This is a genomic window from Halanaerobium sp. ST460_2HS_T2 (genome assembly GCF_003337665.1).
GTDB classification, from domain to species: domain Bacteria; phylum Bacillota; class Halanaerobiia; order Halanaerobiales; family Halanaerobiaceae; genus Halanaerobium; species Halanaerobium kushneri.
Genome location: NZ_QPJF01000033.1, coordinates 13,651 through 30,087, shown reverse-complemented (window position 1 = coordinate 30,087; position 16,437 = coordinate 13,651). Strand labels below are relative to the sequence as shown.

Here is a 16,437-nt window from a genome sequence, read left to right as displayed (position 1 = left end):
ATTACATGGTTTAACATATCAGCCGGCACTCTGCCAGGAAGATGTTTAATCTTAAACTCTTCCCAGTGATCATTCAATATTGTTTTAACTTTAATGTGATTTCTTCTTTGTTTTGGGCTCATAATATTTCTATCTTTCTACAAGGTTATCCACATTCCTGCAAAAGCATAATTTCCTTTTATTAAAAAAAGGAGTTATTGAATAATAACTTTACTTACAATAACTAGTAATTAAAAAACAAAAAGCACCTGAGATTTCAGAAAAATTTAAGCTCTCAGATGCTGATTAGATAATGTCTAATAATTAAATATATTAAACTACATTAATTTGGTGAAAGTTTTCTCAACCAGATTAAGCATATTATAATTTATCCTGGCGCCATTTCTTTAAATTAATAACTTCATCTTTTTCTCTTGCTTCTTCAGCAGCAAAGGCAATTAAATGACTCTCTAAGGATTCTTCTAAAGAACTGCTCCATGAGTCAATTTCTTCTCCTTTTAGTAAAGATACAAATTGATTCATCAATCCTTTATCTCCTCCACCGTGATGACCTGAAGTAGCTTCAATTTCAATTATCGAATTGCTTTTGCCAAAGACAGAAAGTTCGATTATTCCTTTTTCAAAATCTCCTGTAATTTCTCCCAGGGAACCATAAATCTTGATATCTCGAGTGATATCTTTTGAAAAAGCAGTTAAGGTAAAATTAACTTCTGTATTATCACTTTGAGTCATATTTACCCGCTGTACATCTGGAACATTATTATCTGATTTCCAGACACATCTTCCATAGGTTCCCTCTTTTAAAGCTTTAAATCTACCTTCATATGATAAGTCAGTAGTAATAACTGATGTCGGCCAGTCAGTATTATCACCTAAGTATATCTTTCTTGCCGAATAGGGACAATCCGCCTCAATTTCACAATAAATACATCTATCAGCAGCATTTTCTGGCTGTAATTCTTCTTTGAAAATTTCTAGAGAAGCAGATGAACTCAACTTTTCAGTTTTAGTTCCTAAAAGCCAGTGCAAAATATCAAGATCATGACAGCTTTTAGCTAAAATAATTGGTGCCGCTGAATTAGTATTTCTCCAGTTTCCACGGACATAACTGTGGGCAAAATGATAATAGCCAATATTCTCATTTAAATCAACATATCTAACTTTGCCTATCACATTTTCTTCAAGTAATTCTTTTAATTTACTAAAAAAGTTGGTATATCTTAAAACATGAGCAACCAGAATCTCACTCTCAGTTTCTTTATATTTTTTATATATTTCAATTAAGTCTTCAAGATTTGGTGCAATAGGTTTTTCCAGAAGAATCTTATATCCTTTTTCCATTGCCTGTAAAACCGGTTCTAAATGCATCTTGTCTAAAGTCGCAATTATTATCCCATCTGCCAACTTATCTTTTTTTAACAACTTTTTCCAACTTTCAAACTGCAGCTCCTGCTTAATATCATGTTCGCTGGAGAAAAGAGAACGTTTATCAGCATCCGGCTCAGCAACTGCCACTGCTTTGACATCTCCAGGATGCTCCAATATGTAACTACCATAAGCTTCTCGACCTCTATTACCAGCTCCAAGAACTGCAACTGTAGAAATTTTATTCATAATTATACACCTCTCTAAATTTTTTTCTTAATTTTAAACTAGCCTTTAACTGCTCCAGAAGTTAAACCCTTGACTAAATATTTTTGAACATAGGAGAACATAATTGCTACAGGTAAAATCGAAATAACTGCAGCGGCCATCATTTCGTGCCAGTAAACTACATTCTTTCCAACAAAATCACTCATTGCAAGAGTTATAGGTGCCATTTCTGCTTCATTTATAAAAGTTAGTGAAAACATTAAATCATTCCAGCCCATAATAAAGGCATAAATTCCAGCAGTAGCAATACCTGGTCCAGCTAATGGTAAAATGATTTTATATAACGATTTAAATAATGAACAGCCATCAACCATTGCAGCTTCTTCTAAATCCTTTGGTATATTACTTAAATAACCGGTCAATAACCAAATAACCATAGGCAGTGCAAAAGCACTCCGCCCAATAATAACTGATGTAAAAGTATTTATTAACCCAATACTTCTAACAATTTTATATAAGGGAACTAACAGTACCACTGGCGAAAACATCTGAGTTGCTAAAACAGAAAAAAGAAATAGTTTTCTACCAGCAAACTTATATCTCGATAATGCATAAGCAGCCGGTGTTCCCAGTAGTAAGGAAAGTAATCCCACAGATCCTGCTATTATCATACTATTTAAAAACGGCTTATAAAATTGATAATCACCAACCCAAACATTTATGTAATTGATAAATTGAAAATCATCAGGAATCCACTGTGGGGGCCATCCTAATACTCCCTCAAAGGTTTTAAAAGATGTAGACAACATTACAAATGTAGGAAATAATAACATCATTAAAAATACAATCATAATTATATGAATTAATGATAAATTTATTATTTTACTCTTATTTTTCATTCTCATCCCTCAGTTCTTTAAATTTCATCTTTTTCACTGAACATCCTCCAATAAAATAAACTAAAGATCATTAATAAAATAAATGTTGTTACTGCATAAGTAGAACCCATTCCAATATCAAATTTCCCAAATGCCTCTTTATAAGTTTTAATTACAAGGGTTTCAGTAGCATTAACAGGTCCTCCTTTAGTAAGAACCCAGATAATATTAAAGGAATTAAAGGTCCAGATAATTGACAGAACTGTTGCTGTCAAAAAAACAGGCTTTAGTTGTGGTAATGTTATTTTAAATAATCTCTGTATTCTATTTGCTCCATCAACTTTTGCTGCTTCATATAATTCATCAGGAATGCCCTGAAGACCGGAGAGGAAAACGACTATCATAAAAGGAATTCCAATCCACATATCATTAATTACAGCAGCTATAAATGCTGTTGTTTTATGACCCAACCAAGAGATTCCGGTATTAATTAAACCAAGTCTCATTAATAGATAGTTCAACATCCCATACTCCCCATTATAAACCCATCGCCAGATAATTGCACTTACAACCTGAGGAGTAACCCAGGGGATTAAGATCAAGGTTCTATAGAATCCTCTGAATTTAAACTTTTGGTTAAGTAAGAGAGCAATGCTGAGACCGATTAAAGTCTTACCTAAAACTGAGCTAACAGTCCAGATAGTTGTTCTCTGAAAAGATGCCCAGAATTCCTGATTTTTTACCAGAGTAAGGAAATTGTCCAGCCCAACAAATTCTACACCTTCCCAGGGACGAATTAAAACTTCATGAAATAGTGCACTTCTAAAAGTAAGCAGAATTGGATAAGCAACTATCAATAACATAAAAATAACAGCTGGCATTATAAATAAATATGGTAGATATTTCTTTCGCATTTTTTTGCCTCCAGAATTTAAAATAGATACCCCCGAATAAATTCGGGGGTTTTTAGTTGTTTTATTTTACAGGTGCTATGTTTTCTGCTTTAATCTGTTCTACTGCTTTATCTAATGCTGCTTGAGGACTCATGTCACCCATTAAAGCACTTTGAATAGCATCTGTAACTATATCCTCAAATGTTTCCCAGACTATAGGTAAAGGCTGTGGTTCGCCAGTTTCAATTGTATCAAGGAAAGTTTTAAAGAATTTATCATGCTGAAATTTACTGGATTCTGAAGCCTCTTTCATTACTGGAACAGAGCCATACTCATAATCATAGTATGTCTGATTATTATAGTTAGTTATATAATTTAGATAATCCCATACCTCTTCACCAGCATCTTTAGCCATAACATATGAATCAGAAACTAAGATGCTTTTTCTATATTCTCCTTTTGGTAGTAAAGCTGTCTGATATGGTGTTTCTTCATTCTCTGGCTCACGCCCGATAATTGATTTGCCCCAGGGACCACAGACAAACATTCCTATTTTACCAGTTGAAAATAGTGTAGGCAATTCTTCCCTGTTATATTCAACAGGATTAGGTGTAACCTTATGTTCTCTATATAAATCTACATAGAACTGTAAAGCTTTAACCCCTTCTTTACTATTAAGTACCGGTTCTCCAGCTTCATTAAATACTTTTCCGCCGGCCTGGAATAAATAATTAAAGAACTGAGAAGTTGTAGATACATGCTTTGCGCCTGAGATACCCATTCCATACATACCTTCATTATTTTCCTGAACTTCTTTAGCAACTTTTACCAACTCATCCCAGGTTTCAGGTGGATTATCGATTAAATCTGTTCTGTAAAATAATGTTTTGGTAGAATAGGCTCTTGGTAAACCATACTGATTACCTTTGTAGTTAGCAGTATTTAAAAGTGAATTAGAATAATCATTTATTTTATCATCTGTCATAAAATTATCTAAAGGTTGAATAGCATCCATTTCAGCAAGAACGGGAATCCATCTTGAGCCCACATATACCACATCAGGCATTGTACCAGCCTGAGCCATACTCATCATTTTCTGATAGATATTTCCCCAGCCGACTTCGATGATTTCAATTTCAACATTTGGATTTTTAGCCATATAAGAATCAGCAAATTCGTGGACATAACCCAATTTAGCATCATCACCAGGCTCCATATGTTTAATTACAATTTTATCTTCTGCCAGCACATTAAAAGTGATTAATGAGATCAAAACTAACATCAGCCCAATAGTAAAATATTTTTTCATTATCTTATTCCTCCCTAAGTTTTAATTATTAATCAAAAGTCTACCGCCCAACAAACTAAATCTTTATCCCTCCTTATTTGTAAAATATTTTGAGTTATGAAAACAGAAACTTGCTCCTCCCATTATTACTTCATTATCAGAAAGAGAAGCTGGCAATACCTTAACATTGTCGTACATATTTTTCATGGAATATTTCATTATTTTTTCTTCTATATCAGAATAAAATTTTTCGGAGGCAATTTTAACCAGCTCTCCTCCAAATATTATAGCTTCATTATCAATTAAATGAATATAGTTTGTTAAAGCTATAGCAAGATAGTCACAGAATTTTTCATATTTTTTTGATCCCGGTTCTAAATCTTTAAAAGCATTTCTGAATTTTTGAGCTTTATTTATTGGAATATACTGAGAAAGAACAGGTGCCAGACAGCCTTTTCTCCCACAGGTACAGCGAGGTCCGTCTTTTTCCATTAGTAAGTGGCCAAATTCACCAGCCCGTCCAAAGCGCCCGCGATATATTTCATTATCGATAATAATACCTGAACCTATTTCGGGTGCAATCATTAAGTAAATATAGTTATTTAAATGTTTATGACCAAATTCTTTTTCTGATAAAGCAGCAAGATTTGTATCATTTTCAATATTTATTGGAAAGGGAAAGTGTTTTGATAAAGGTTCTCTAATTGAAAAATTTTCTAGATCCAGTAAGGCAGAATATTTAATAGTTCCATTTTGCTGATTTATAATTCCAGAAATTCCTAACATTAAACCCAGAATTTTTTCAGTTGAAAGATTGTTTGTAGATATGATTTCTTCAATAATATTCTTTATTTCTAAAATCAGATTCTGATCAGTAGGAAAAATTATTTCTTTTTCAATAATATCTGTAATATTATATTTTATATCAAGCAAGGCAATAGAAATTGACTCCCCAGAAATCCAGCCGCTCAAGATATATCCATGTTTTGGGTTTAGATCAAGCAGAATTGGTTTTCTGCCTCCACTTGATTCACCTTCTCCAACTTTCATAATCAGATTATCTTTGATCATCTCATCAATTAGAGTTGTAATTGTAGTTGGACTTAGTCCTGTATTTTCAGTCAAATCTGCTCTGGATAAAGGGCCATTATTATTAAATTCTCTAATAATCAGAGAAGTATTCATTTTTTTCATTAACTTTATATTTCCTCGTTTCAAAATATCAGCTCCTATAAAGACTTTTTTTGTACACCAAAATAAGTAGTCAAAAAATAATTTATCAGACAAATCAAGAGTTTAAAGACTTTTTTTGTTATACAAATTAAGTTGCTAAAAAAATATAATATATGTGTTTGTTTATTCTAAAACTTTTTTTGTAGTACAAATTAAGTCTAAATAAATTATACATAGTTTTCAGATAATTGTCAAGGTTTTAATTATTTTAATTTTTAGAGTTATTTTTTTATTAAATCTAATATTATTTATTAACATTTGAATACTTAATTAAATAAGCGAATTTCATAATACTCTTAATTTAGTATAATTCAAAAAAATATTGTCTGCGAATTATAAAAATAAACCTTTTAACTTAAATTTGAAGATTTTAATAATTTACCATAGATTTACTGCTAAAATTAGACACACTTAACTTAGGTAACTTAAAATCATAGTTTTAAAAAGCTATTTAAGCAGCTAAAACTGATTTTGTAGCTTGATTTTCTCTGCTGCTATTCTGGCAGCTATCAAACTGATTGAGCTTAAAAGTAATAATGTTGTATTAAAAAATCCCGGCAATTTAGTTAATGCCAGGATTTTTTAATTATATTTTTCTAAATAAATTAAAGGGGGTAATTAATTTAGAAGTAATAAGATTTAATTTTAAAGTTAAGAAAATAATAATTATAATTCTTCAACGCTCATTTCTAAATAATATTCTTTTTGCTCACCCGGTTTAATATATTCAAGCTCGCCATTCTTTCTGGCCTTATTTCTTCCCTCCACTTTAGAATTTGAAGGTTCTAAACCTGTAACATAATTACCCTGATTTGTATATTTCCACTGTACAAAGTTTGGTAGATTCTCTTTTTTATATTTTAGTTTAAATGCAAGACCCATTTTTTCATTTACTAAACTAACTTCACAATATCCATCTTCGTTTTCTCTTAAATCATGATAAAAAACAACATCTGGAAAATCAGGAGTTGGACCTAAATAAGTAGCATAATCATTCAAATATTGAGCTGAAATATCATCTCTAGCTTTCACATCTAAAGAATCTGTAACCAATTTTGCTCCCTGATCAACTAAAGGGTGGCCTAGATTAATATGATAGAGAAACATTAGAGGCTCTACTGTAAAACCTTCATTTATTATTTTATCCTGAATTATAATTTTACTTTTCCCAACTTCCGTAGAAATCTTTCTCTCTAACAATAAATTAGTCGATAAAGTTTTGGCTTCTCTAACTTTGCCTCTAAGATTTAAAAATATAGAATTTTTATTCTTTTCTTCATAAGTCGATACAGATTCAGCTGGTATATTACTTATTCGGCCGTGTAGGCCTAATTTTTGCCCCTGATCTTTGTTTGGAGATCCAAGATAAGTTAAACCACAGCCAGTTAAAAGTCCACCAGAAAAATTTCTAAACCATTGGTCACCCTCAGCTTCAAATAAATAAGGCGAGGCTTCTCCTACAGCAGATCTAAAAGAAATTGGAATCCCTTTAAATTCACAAAGTCCAATATCAAGACCTCTATCTACTAAGACTTCAAACCTCAAACCACTACCCGTTCTAAATTCAACTACTTCAATGTTTTTAGCTCTTCCCTGACTGAAACTATATTTTCTCAAACCGGCAAACTGTTCTAAACTACCAAAATATTTACCTAAATCTTCTCTAGAATAATCTCTATTAAATAAATTCATTATACTTCCCTTCTCTAAAATATCTTTAAGCTTTTATTCATATTCAGGAATTCTTTCTATTCTAGGATCAGTAAATATATCTGATTCATCTTCACTATTGGAAGAAAACTCAGAAACTACAGCTCCCTCTTTTCCAGCTTTAAACCAATGTAGTGTATTTGGTGCTATTGTATATTGCTCACCTGGATTTAAAATTATTTCTTCAGCTGCAGTATAATATTTCTCGTCTCCTTTAGGAGGTTTTGTACTTAAATTATCTGTTTTTTCACCATCAATATACAAATATACTTTTCCATATCTGCACCTAAATGTCTCACGCTTACCTGGCTCCCCATCCTCTCTTGCTGGATGTTTATGTTCAGGACAACATTGATTTGGGAATAAAACCATTTCTTTAGCACAATATCGATCATTATTAACATAAGTTACTAATTGTAGTCCAGTTCTTTCAATATCATTTAATCCAAAATCAGCAATTTCAATATTTTCTTTTTCCTTTTTTGTTAGTACAATATTTGCTTTATTAAAATAATCAATAGTTCTTTTTCTAAGTTGAGCTACTCTGTCCGAATTAAGCATATTATTCATCCTTTCATTTTTTATAATTTTGATTCTGATAAAATTATTTCAGGCTTGTCAGCATCTGTCTCCATAATCTTATCTTCATTTGTAACTAAATTTAAAAGAGCATCAATAACAGACATTTCATAAAGGTGAGAATAAGTTTTATAATAATCAAAAGGTTGATCTTCATCACTGGATAAAAGCAGACAATCTGCAAGTCTGGAAACAGGAGAATATTTATGCCCAGTTACAGCAATCGTCTTTAGCCCCTTCTTTTTAGCCAATTCCATAGCCTGAACTATATGTTTTGAAGTTCCCGACTGAGAAATAACAAAAAGCAGGTCATTTTTTTTGGCCAAATTAATATGATTTAAAAAATATTCTGGTAAAGCATTATACGTACAGCGGATACCAAGTCTTTCTAATCGAAAACCCATATACATAATCAGAGGACTTGTATTACCGACTGCAGCTAGATGAATAAAATTAGCAGAGGTTATAAGCTCAACACTTTTTTTCATTTTTTCTTCAGAAATAATTTCTCCTATTTCTTTAATTTTTGATGCAAACTGATTAAAAATACTACTAAATGAATCTGATTTTGCTAAATTATCATCTGTCTGTTTTCTTCCCAGGTCTCTTGATAAGTTAATTCTCAATTGATAATAACCTTCATATCCAAGATGTTTACAGAATCTAATTACTGTAGAATCACTTACATCACTATAATTAGCCAGCTCAGAAACATTGGCATTAACTGCTTTTTCTGGATTATCAAGAATAAAGCTGGCAATTTTCTGTTCTGCAGGAAAAATATCTTCATATTTATCCTTAATTGTATCTAAAACTGATTTTTCTTTGTTATTTTCCATAATTCACCACCTCATTTATATTATATCAGCATTAATTTATTTTTTAAATTTAACTAAAAACATAACTGAACTCCTGCAACAAAAGTATCTCCCAGTCCAACAGTATATTTAGGTTTATCTATATATTTAGTTGGAACAATGACTACTTGATCTGAATATATACTATTTTCAATTTCTTTTCTTGCCTTAACTCCTCTGGGACTTAGTTCAAGATCAAAAAGTTCAGAAATTTGTTGTATATTCCCATAAAAGCCATGTTTAGCTTTGGCAGTCGCAAGCAAATTACCGTAAATTAAACCTTCTTCTATATCTATCTCTAATTTCTGACCTACATACATTGAATAGTCTTTTGTATGAACAATAACTCCTTTTTTAATTCCAAATTTATCTCTTAAATATTCTGCTCCTTTAACACAACTGATAATATTTTCAATTTCCACAGGGAAATCATAAAACTTTAAAGTATAATCTAGCTCCTCTTCATTTAAACTTAAGATATCAACCTGAGGATAAATATTTTCCATACACAGTTTTTTTATCTCTAAATTATGATAATGAGCATCTTCAAAAAATACTATTCCCGAATTATTTTTTTCTCTGAATTTATTTAAATGTTTTTTTATGTATTTTAATCTATCTAAAAGTATGCTTTTATCTTGAATTACATTAAAACTTGATAAAACATTACTGCTGATTTTTTCGGCATTATTTTCAATATATTTAAAATAAGAATCTGATAATGGTAAATTCTCATTAATAGAAGTTTGAGTTATTATTAATCTATTTGAATCAGGTATTTTAATTTCTTGATCCTTTAATTGAATAATATCACCTTTTTTAAATTGAATGATAAAATGAATCTCATTTTCTGTATTTGATTTAATCTGGTCCGTATGCTCTAACTTACCATTATCTAAAACTGTATAGACTTCTGGATCAGCTAATAGCTCACACATTTCTTTTGATTTTTCTGTTAAATGAACAATCGAAGGACATTTTATTGTAGCAAGAGCCATCGCTGCTTGAACAGCAGTACCTCCAATTCCATATTCCCAGTCAAAATATTTTTTTAACACCTTTTCATCCTCTATATCTACTTCACCACCTATTCCATTAGCACAGAAATAGGTTATTGTTTTTATTAATTTTTCTACTGAATCTATTTTATCAGCTATTTCTATATCCTTAATAGATAGTTCAGGTAATTCATCATTTATTAACTGATTAAATTTTTGCACATTAAAATCACTTATTAAATCAAGATTGCTTGTATATCCCATTGCAGGATATTTATCAGACTCTCTTTTTTTATCTACTATCTTTTCAATTTTATCAAAGGCTAAAACATACTTTTTATTAATCTCCATTTTTTCACCTCTTAAAATTATTTTACACAGGGCAATTTTTAATGATAAAATACTTATATAAACTATTTAAGTGGGAGTGTGTACTTATGTCTAATATTGTAGAAAGAAGAAATAAAATCTTAGAACTACTAGCTCAAAAGGGTAGTGTTAAATCTAATGAATTAGTAGATATACTTGATACTTCGCGCGAAACTGTTAGAAGAGACCTAAATGCTCTGGAGGAAAAAAACCTTTTAACCAAAACATATGGAGGAGCAGTAGCACCTCAAAAAAACACCTGGGAATTTGTGCCTTTACAAGAAAGAGAAAAAACTAATCTTGCTGAAAAAAAAGCACTCTGTAAACATGCTGCAAAATCAGTTTCAGAATTTGATACAATATTCTTAGATAACAGCACTACTGTAATGCATATAACAAATTACATTCCAAAAAATTATAATATTACTTTTATTGTTCATTCAGTTAGATTATTAACTCAGCTTGTTAATATTAATAATCCAAAATGGAATGTAATTAATCTTGGAGGAACCCTAAATTACGAAACTTTTTCTACCTACCGCTATCTAACAATTAGTAATTTAAAACATTTCAAACCAAATAAAGCGTTCATGTCCTGTCATGGTATTGACTCTGATCTCTATGCTACAGAAACAAGAGTAGATGATGTTGAAATCAAGGAATATATATTAAATAACTGTGAAGAAACATTTTTACTGGTTGATAATTCTAAACTACCCAGACAGGGAGTAGTTAAGGTTTCTGACATTGCTGATTATGATACAATTATAACTGACAATAAAGCTGATGGAATGTTTATTAGTCGCTTAAATTCTCATGGATGTAAAGTAGATATAGTACCTATAGAAAATGATTAAATATAGACAACCCTTTATTAGGGCTGTCTATATTTATGGATATTAATATAAAATTAATATAATCTGGCTTTATCATCTGTATTAAATAATTCAATTTTATGAAAAGCAATTTCTTTCATTGCTTTGATACATGGTGGCTGTATTGTATTTGGTTCTCGCAATGATTTATCTTCAATTACTTCCCTCATTTTATTATAATAAGCTGCTTTAATATCACTTGAAATATTTATCTTATTAATTCCTAATTCTACAGACTGGCCTATTTCTTTATCAGGATTACTGGAACCGCCATGTAGTACAAGAGGGATATCAACCTTAGTTTTTATTTCTTTTAATAAGTCAAGCTGTAATTCTGGCTCCATTCCTTCAGGATAAATACCATGTGATGTACCAATAGCTATTGCTAAAGTGTCAACACCTGTTTCTTTAACAAAACGTTTGGCAACATCTGGGTCTGTATAAATAATTTCATTTTCTCCAGCTTCTGCTTCAGCATCTGTTGAACCAATTGTACCCAACTCTCCTTCTACAGATATATCGACTGGATGGGCTACTTTAACAATTTCTTTACAGAGAGAAATATTTTCCTCAAGGGGTAAACTGGACCCATCAATCATAACTGAAGTAAAACCACTTTTAATAGCAAGCATAATTTGATCAAGAGATGAACCATGATCTAAATGTATACATACTGGAACTTTTGTTTTGTTAGCTTTTTCAGTTATTGCTTTTATTATTTCTGGTTTAGTATGACTTAACTCGTCAGGATGTATTGCAATAATAACGGGAGATTGTTTTTCTTCAATTGCCTCAAAAATACCGTTAAGCATTGCATAATCACTGATATTAAATGCTGGTACTGCGAAATTATGTTCGTTTGCCACCTTAAGTAAATCTTTCATATTCATTAACATTAATATTACCTCCTAAATTATTATCTTTCACTTTTTATTTTTTGGCTAATTCAAATATATTTAAATTACTAGTGTTTGACAGAACCTGCTGTCATTCCAGCAATAAAATATTTCTGGAAGAAAAGGAATAAAATTAGTACAGGGAGTGATCCCATTACACTCATTGCTAACATCTGATTCCATTCATAAGCATGCTGCCCCATCAATAAACTGATTCCAACTGGAACTGTACGCATATCATTTGTTTTAGTTAAAGTTAAGGCGAACAAGTATTCATTCCAGGCTCTCATAAAAGTATACATTCCTACAGAAACCAGACCAGGAATAGAAGTTGGAACTAGTACAGACCAGAGCGCCTTAAAACGTGAGCCTCCGTCTATCATAACTGCCTCATCAAGTTCTTGAGGAAGTGTGTTCATATACCCTGTCATCATTAATATTGCATATGGAAGTGTAAATAATAAATAAGTTAAAATTAACGCTCCATATGTATTATATAAGCGTAAAGACACTACTAAACCTAAATATGGAATAAGCAAAGTAATTGGTGGTACAGCTTGAACACTGATAATCAAAGCATTAAGAACTCCTTTGCCAGGAAACTCAAATCTACTAAAAGCATAAGCAGCTAAAATACTTATAAATAAAGTTAAAATTACAACAAAAAAACTAATTAAATAACTATTAAGAAAAAATCTTAATTTTTCCGGACTCTGCAATATCTCCATATAAGGTTTAAAACTAAAAGCCTTTGAGATCCAGGTAGGTGGCCAGGCAAATATTTCAGGATTTGGTTTAAATGAGTTTAAAACCATCCACAATATTGGAAAAGCAGGAAATAACGCACCTAATAAAAGAGCAATAATAATTAATATTTTTATATACCATTTCTTCTTTCCATACATGATTATGTCCTCGCTTTCTGCTGCTTAGCATAGAAAATTGCCAGTATTGTACAGATAAATAAGACTATACCTGCACTTGCTGAAGCCTGTGAATACTGATAACTGCTAAATGCCTGTTTATAAATATAAGTACTCAATGTCTCTGTTGCATTAATTGGCCCTCCACCTGTTGTCAGCCAAATTAACGCAAATTGCTGGATTGTCCAGACAAAATCAAGGGTTAATAGACTAATTAAAATTGGCTTAAGTTGAGGCAGAGTGATATAGAAAAATTGTTTTACTGGATTAGCACCATCAATTGCTGCTGCCTCATACAAATCTCCAGAAATCCCCTGCAGTCCAGCTAAAATACTGATCATATAAAATGGATAACCTGCCCAAATATTTATAGTTGTTACTGCCATTAAGGCAAAACTCCTTGAACTTAACCAGGCAATATTTGTAGAAGCTAAATTTCCCACCTGTAGTAAATAATTAATAATTCCATGAGGGTTGAGCATCATCTTCCACAAAATTGCTATAACTGAAGCTGTAAACATCCATGGCAAAGCATAGATAACTCTAAATATCCCCTTTGTTTTTTCACCAAGATAGTCTGTATTAAGCAGCATTGCAAAAAAGAGACCAATAACTAGATGGGCTATAACACTTACTGAAACAAAAAATAATGTATTTTTTACGGCAACTAAAAAGTCATCATCTGTTAAAACATTTATGTAATTTTGAAATCCAACAAACACAGGATTATTATTGATGATAACATTATCAAAAAAAGAATACCTAATAACCATAAAAATAGGTATTACAAGCAGTACAGCCATTAAAATTAAAGTGGGAGAGAGATAAAGATATGGTGTTTTTTCTATTTTATAATCATTTCCACTAAATAAATTGAATATTTTTTTCAATCCTAACTCTCCTTTCATAAATTAGTTAGTAATTGAGCTATATGATTATAAATTATCATATAGCCCAATTTTTATATCATTATTTAAATAAGCTTCTATTTAAATGCTTTTTCCCATTCTTCCTGAATTACAGCCAGCATTTCATCTGCTGAATCATAATCACCTTCAAGATATAGCTGAAGGTTTTCAGCAAAGTCTCTCATTAACTGTTCAGAAGTTGGCAGTCCGGTAAATTCATTAATAGCATAACTATCTTTATAAATCTCAAATGCATCTAAGAATAATGGATCAGCACCTTCATATTCAGGGTCTGAATTTACATTCCCAGGGAAGGCATTAGCAGCTACTGCAATTCTAGAGTTAACTTCTGGACTCATAAGATATTCAATAAAGTCCATAGATTCAGCTTTATGTTCTGTATTGGAAGCAACACCTATACCCCAATTTGCTACTCCTATACCACTTTCACCATCATAACCATCCATTGTTGGCACTTTCATAATGGCCATATTTAAGTTTGTGTCTCCTCTTCTTAATGTTGTTAAATGTGCTAAGGAGTCAATCATAAAAGCTACTCTTCCATTAGCAAATTCTTCTACCATATCTGATTCTGTCATAGCATAGACACCAGGAGAAACAAGTTCTTTATCAAATAATTCTTTCTGGAACTCTACTGTTTCAATTAGCTTTTCATTACCAATAAGATTAGGTTTTCCATTCTCTAACATATTTCCACCTGAAGCCCATAACCATCCCATAAAGTTATTTTGAATTCCACTTGGAGTAGAAGTTGATAAAGGAATGATCCATCCATAGGCACCTGTATTTTCTGTTACAGCTTCTGCTGCTTTAATAAATTCGCTTCTAGTTTCAGGTAATTCTGTAATACCAGCTTCTTCTAAAAGATCCATGTTAACAAACATTGGGTAAGCGAAGTTTGCTACTGGAATCATATAAGTATTTCCATCAACTCTAATCTGATCTGAAAGTTGACTATCATCATAACCATCTGCTTCCATAAGCGCACTCATATCTGCGATTGAGCCCTGTTTGGCAAAATCATAAACCCAGGAGCCATCGAGTCCCACAACATCTGCCATTGTACCTGTAGCTGCTCCAGCAGATATTTGATCTTTGGTATCTGCATAAGGATTACTTAATAATTCAATCTCAATTCCTGTCTCTTCAGTATATCCATCAGCGATATCTCTAAGTTCTCCCTCAGGCAATTCTACTCCCCACCACTGCTGAAATTCTAGAGATACATCCTGAGCAAAACTTACTCCTGACATACTAAACAAAACAGCCAAAGCAAATAATACAACCATTCCTTTTTTCATACTTAACATAACTTCAACCTCCAAATAATTATTATAGTATTTAGCAGACTCATTCATACTTGGGTTAATATTTTCTTTTTTAAAAATAGTCAGAATATTGTCTGCTATACATGTATTATATAATATTATTTTTTATTGTCAAGTATTTTTTGTATTTTTATGAAAAAAACATAATTTTATAAGTTTTTATATGTAATTATATGTATTTAAATACTTTTTACAAAATTATTTTTTTCACTTAATTATTGTGCTTTTTAAATTAATTGTCTTAATTCGGCTAATAAAAAAATCTCACCAGAATTATAAACTCTAGTGAGATAATTAAAATTTTTCTTTGTTTTTTAAAATATTACTTAAATTCAGTTCAAAAAATTTTTAGATTTTTATAATTTTTAGACTCTGTAATTATATAAGTCATTTTTTTCAAGCAAAGTTTTAGCCTGCTCCACTGCCTCTGCCATACCATAGTTATTAAGATTCTGTTCAAGGTATATTAGGCCTCATCTCCAAGTTATTCTTTTATCTTCTTTCCTTAATTACCAATTACAATTACTGCTTTTTATTAAATAAAAAAGAATGAGAGTTTTTCTAAATTATAAAAATAAAGCCTCCCCCATTTTTGCTCACAGGAGAGGCTCAAAGGCCTTTATTTGGCCAATTTTCTTTCTAATTTATATATTTCTTTTTCATTTTCAATCTGTTTGCGAGCATAATAGGACATATCAGATTCAATGTTATCAAGTTGAGCCTCAGTTTTAGTTCTGTACTCACTTAAACCTCCAACCTGTTCAAATGTAGCATTAAGCCTTTTCTCTATTCGGGCTAATGTCTGATCTGTCTTCTCCCTAAAACTATCAACTTTAGAATCTAGTTCCCTAAATTTAGAATCTAGTTTTCCAACCTTAGAATCTAGTTTTCCAACCTTGGAGTCTAGTTTATCAACTTTAGAGTCTAGATCTTCAATTTTAGAAAGGATTAAATTTAAAGTTTTATCATCAGCCACCTCAGTTTCACTCTCCTTTCTACCTCTTCTCCATAAATCTTTAAAATCTATTAAAATTAATTATTTACTTGTTAATTAGTCACTATCTTAATTATATTACTTTGAACATCTG

At 31.1% G+C, this 16,437-nt stretch carries 15 protein-coding genes; 1 reads left to right on the top strand and 14 read right to left on the bottom strand.

Annotated features, from left to right (window positions below; genetic code table 11):
- Positions 1–360 precede the first annotated feature (360 nt).
- The 9 genes from DFR80_RS13310 to DFR80_RS13270 form a co-directional block, all read right to left on the bottom strand.
- On the bottom strand, positions 361–1,614 hold the full coding sequence (locus tag DFR80_RS13310) for a Gfo/Idh/MocA family protein (protein ID WP_114490266.1): 1,254 nt from the start codon (positions 1,612–1,614) through the stop codon (positions 361–363).
- Between the two features lie 38 nt (positions 1,615–1,652).
- Positions 1,653–2,492 (bottom strand): carbohydrate ABC transporter permease, encoded by an 840-nt coding sequence (locus tag DFR80_RS13305; RefSeq protein WP_158537727.1) that lies wholly within the window; start codon positions 2,490–2,492, stop codon positions 1,653–1,655.
- A 17-nt stretch (positions 2,493–2,509) separates the two neighbouring features.
- The gene (locus DFR80_RS13300) at positions 2,510–3,385 is read right to left on the bottom strand and encodes a carbohydrate ABC transporter permease (protein ID WP_233493889.1); all 876 of its coding nucleotides are present in this window, start codon (positions 3,383–3,385) and stop codon (positions 2,510–2,512) included.
- A 61-nt stretch (positions 3,386–3,446) separates the two neighbouring features.
- Positions 3,447–4,673: a sugar ABC transporter substrate-binding protein gene (locus DFR80_RS13295; RefSeq protein ID WP_114490264.1), complete on the bottom strand. Its 1,227-nt coding sequence runs from the start codon at positions 4,671–4,673 to the stop codon at positions 3,447–3,449.
- A 63-nt stretch (positions 4,674–4,736) separates the two neighbouring features.
- Complete coding sequence (locus DFR80_RS13290; protein ID WP_147270195.1) at positions 4,737–5,846, bottom strand: ROK family transcriptional regulator; 1,110 nt, start codon at positions 5,844–5,846, stop codon at positions 4,737–4,739.
- Positions 5,847–6,551: 705 nt separating this feature from the next.
- Complete coding sequence (locus DFR80_RS13285) at positions 6,552–7,577, bottom strand: aldose 1-epimerase family protein (protein ID WP_114490262.1); 1,026 nt, start codon at positions 7,575–7,577, stop codon at positions 6,552–6,554.
- A 33-nt stretch (positions 7,578–7,610) separates the two neighbouring features.
- Complete coding sequence (locus DFR80_RS13280) at positions 7,611–8,156, bottom strand: D-lyxose/D-mannose family sugar isomerase (protein WP_114490261.1); 546 nt, start codon at positions 8,154–8,156, stop codon at positions 7,611–7,613.
- Positions 8,157–8,176: 20 nt separating this feature from the next.
- Positions 8,177–9,013: a MurR/RpiR family transcriptional regulator gene (locus tag DFR80_RS13275; protein ID WP_114490260.1), complete on the bottom strand. Its 837-nt coding sequence runs from the start codon at positions 9,011–9,013 to the stop codon at positions 8,177–8,179.
- A gap of 53 nt (positions 9,014–9,066) precedes the next feature.
- Positions 9,067–10,380 (bottom strand): ADP-dependent glucokinase/phosphofructokinase, encoded by a 1,314-nt coding sequence (locus tag DFR80_RS13270; protein WP_114490259.1) that lies wholly within the window; start codon positions 10,378–10,380, stop codon positions 9,067–9,069.
- 86 nt (positions 10,381–10,466) lie between these two features.
- Here DFR80_RS13270 and DFR80_RS13265 point away from each other — a divergent pair, with 86 nt between their 5' ends.
- Positions 10,467–11,255: a DeoR/GlpR family DNA-binding transcription regulator gene (locus tag DFR80_RS13265; protein WP_158537726.1), complete on the top strand. Its 789-nt coding sequence runs from the start codon at positions 10,467–10,469 to the stop codon at positions 11,253–11,255.
- 53 nt (positions 11,256–11,308) lie between these two features.
- Here DFR80_RS13265 and DFR80_RS13260 read toward each other — a convergent pair whose 3' ends face one another.
- From DFR80_RS13260 to DFR80_RS13240, 5 genes are all read right to left on the bottom strand, one after another.
- Positions 11,309–12,169, bottom strand: a complete 861-nt coding sequence (locus DFR80_RS13260) for a ketose-bisphosphate aldolase (protein ID WP_114490257.1) — start codon at positions 12,167–12,169, stop codon at positions 11,309–11,311.
- A gap of 68 nt (positions 12,170–12,237) precedes the next feature.
- Positions 12,238–13,074: a carbohydrate ABC transporter permease gene (locus DFR80_RS13255; RefSeq protein WP_114490256.1), complete on the bottom strand. Its 837-nt coding sequence runs from the start codon at positions 13,072–13,074 to the stop codon at positions 12,238–12,240.
- A gap of 2 nt (positions 13,075–13,076) precedes the next feature.
- The gene (locus DFR80_RS13250) at positions 13,077–13,895 is read right to left on the bottom strand and encodes a carbohydrate ABC transporter permease (RefSeq protein WP_369862790.1); all 819 of its coding nucleotides are present in this window, start codon (positions 13,893–13,895) and stop codon (positions 13,077–13,079) included.
- Positions 13,896–14,077: 182 nt separating this feature from the next.
- Complete coding sequence (locus tag DFR80_RS13245) at positions 14,078–15,331, bottom strand: sugar ABC transporter substrate-binding protein (RefSeq protein ID WP_199505825.1); 1,254 nt, start codon at positions 15,329–15,331, stop codon at positions 14,078–14,080.
- A 637-nt stretch (positions 15,332–15,968) separates the two neighbouring features.
- Positions 15,969–16,325, bottom strand: a complete 357-nt coding sequence (locus DFR80_RS13240) for a hypothetical protein (RefSeq protein ID WP_114490253.1) — start codon at positions 16,323–16,325, stop codon at positions 15,969–15,971.
- Positions 16,326–16,437: the final 112 nt, after the last annotated feature.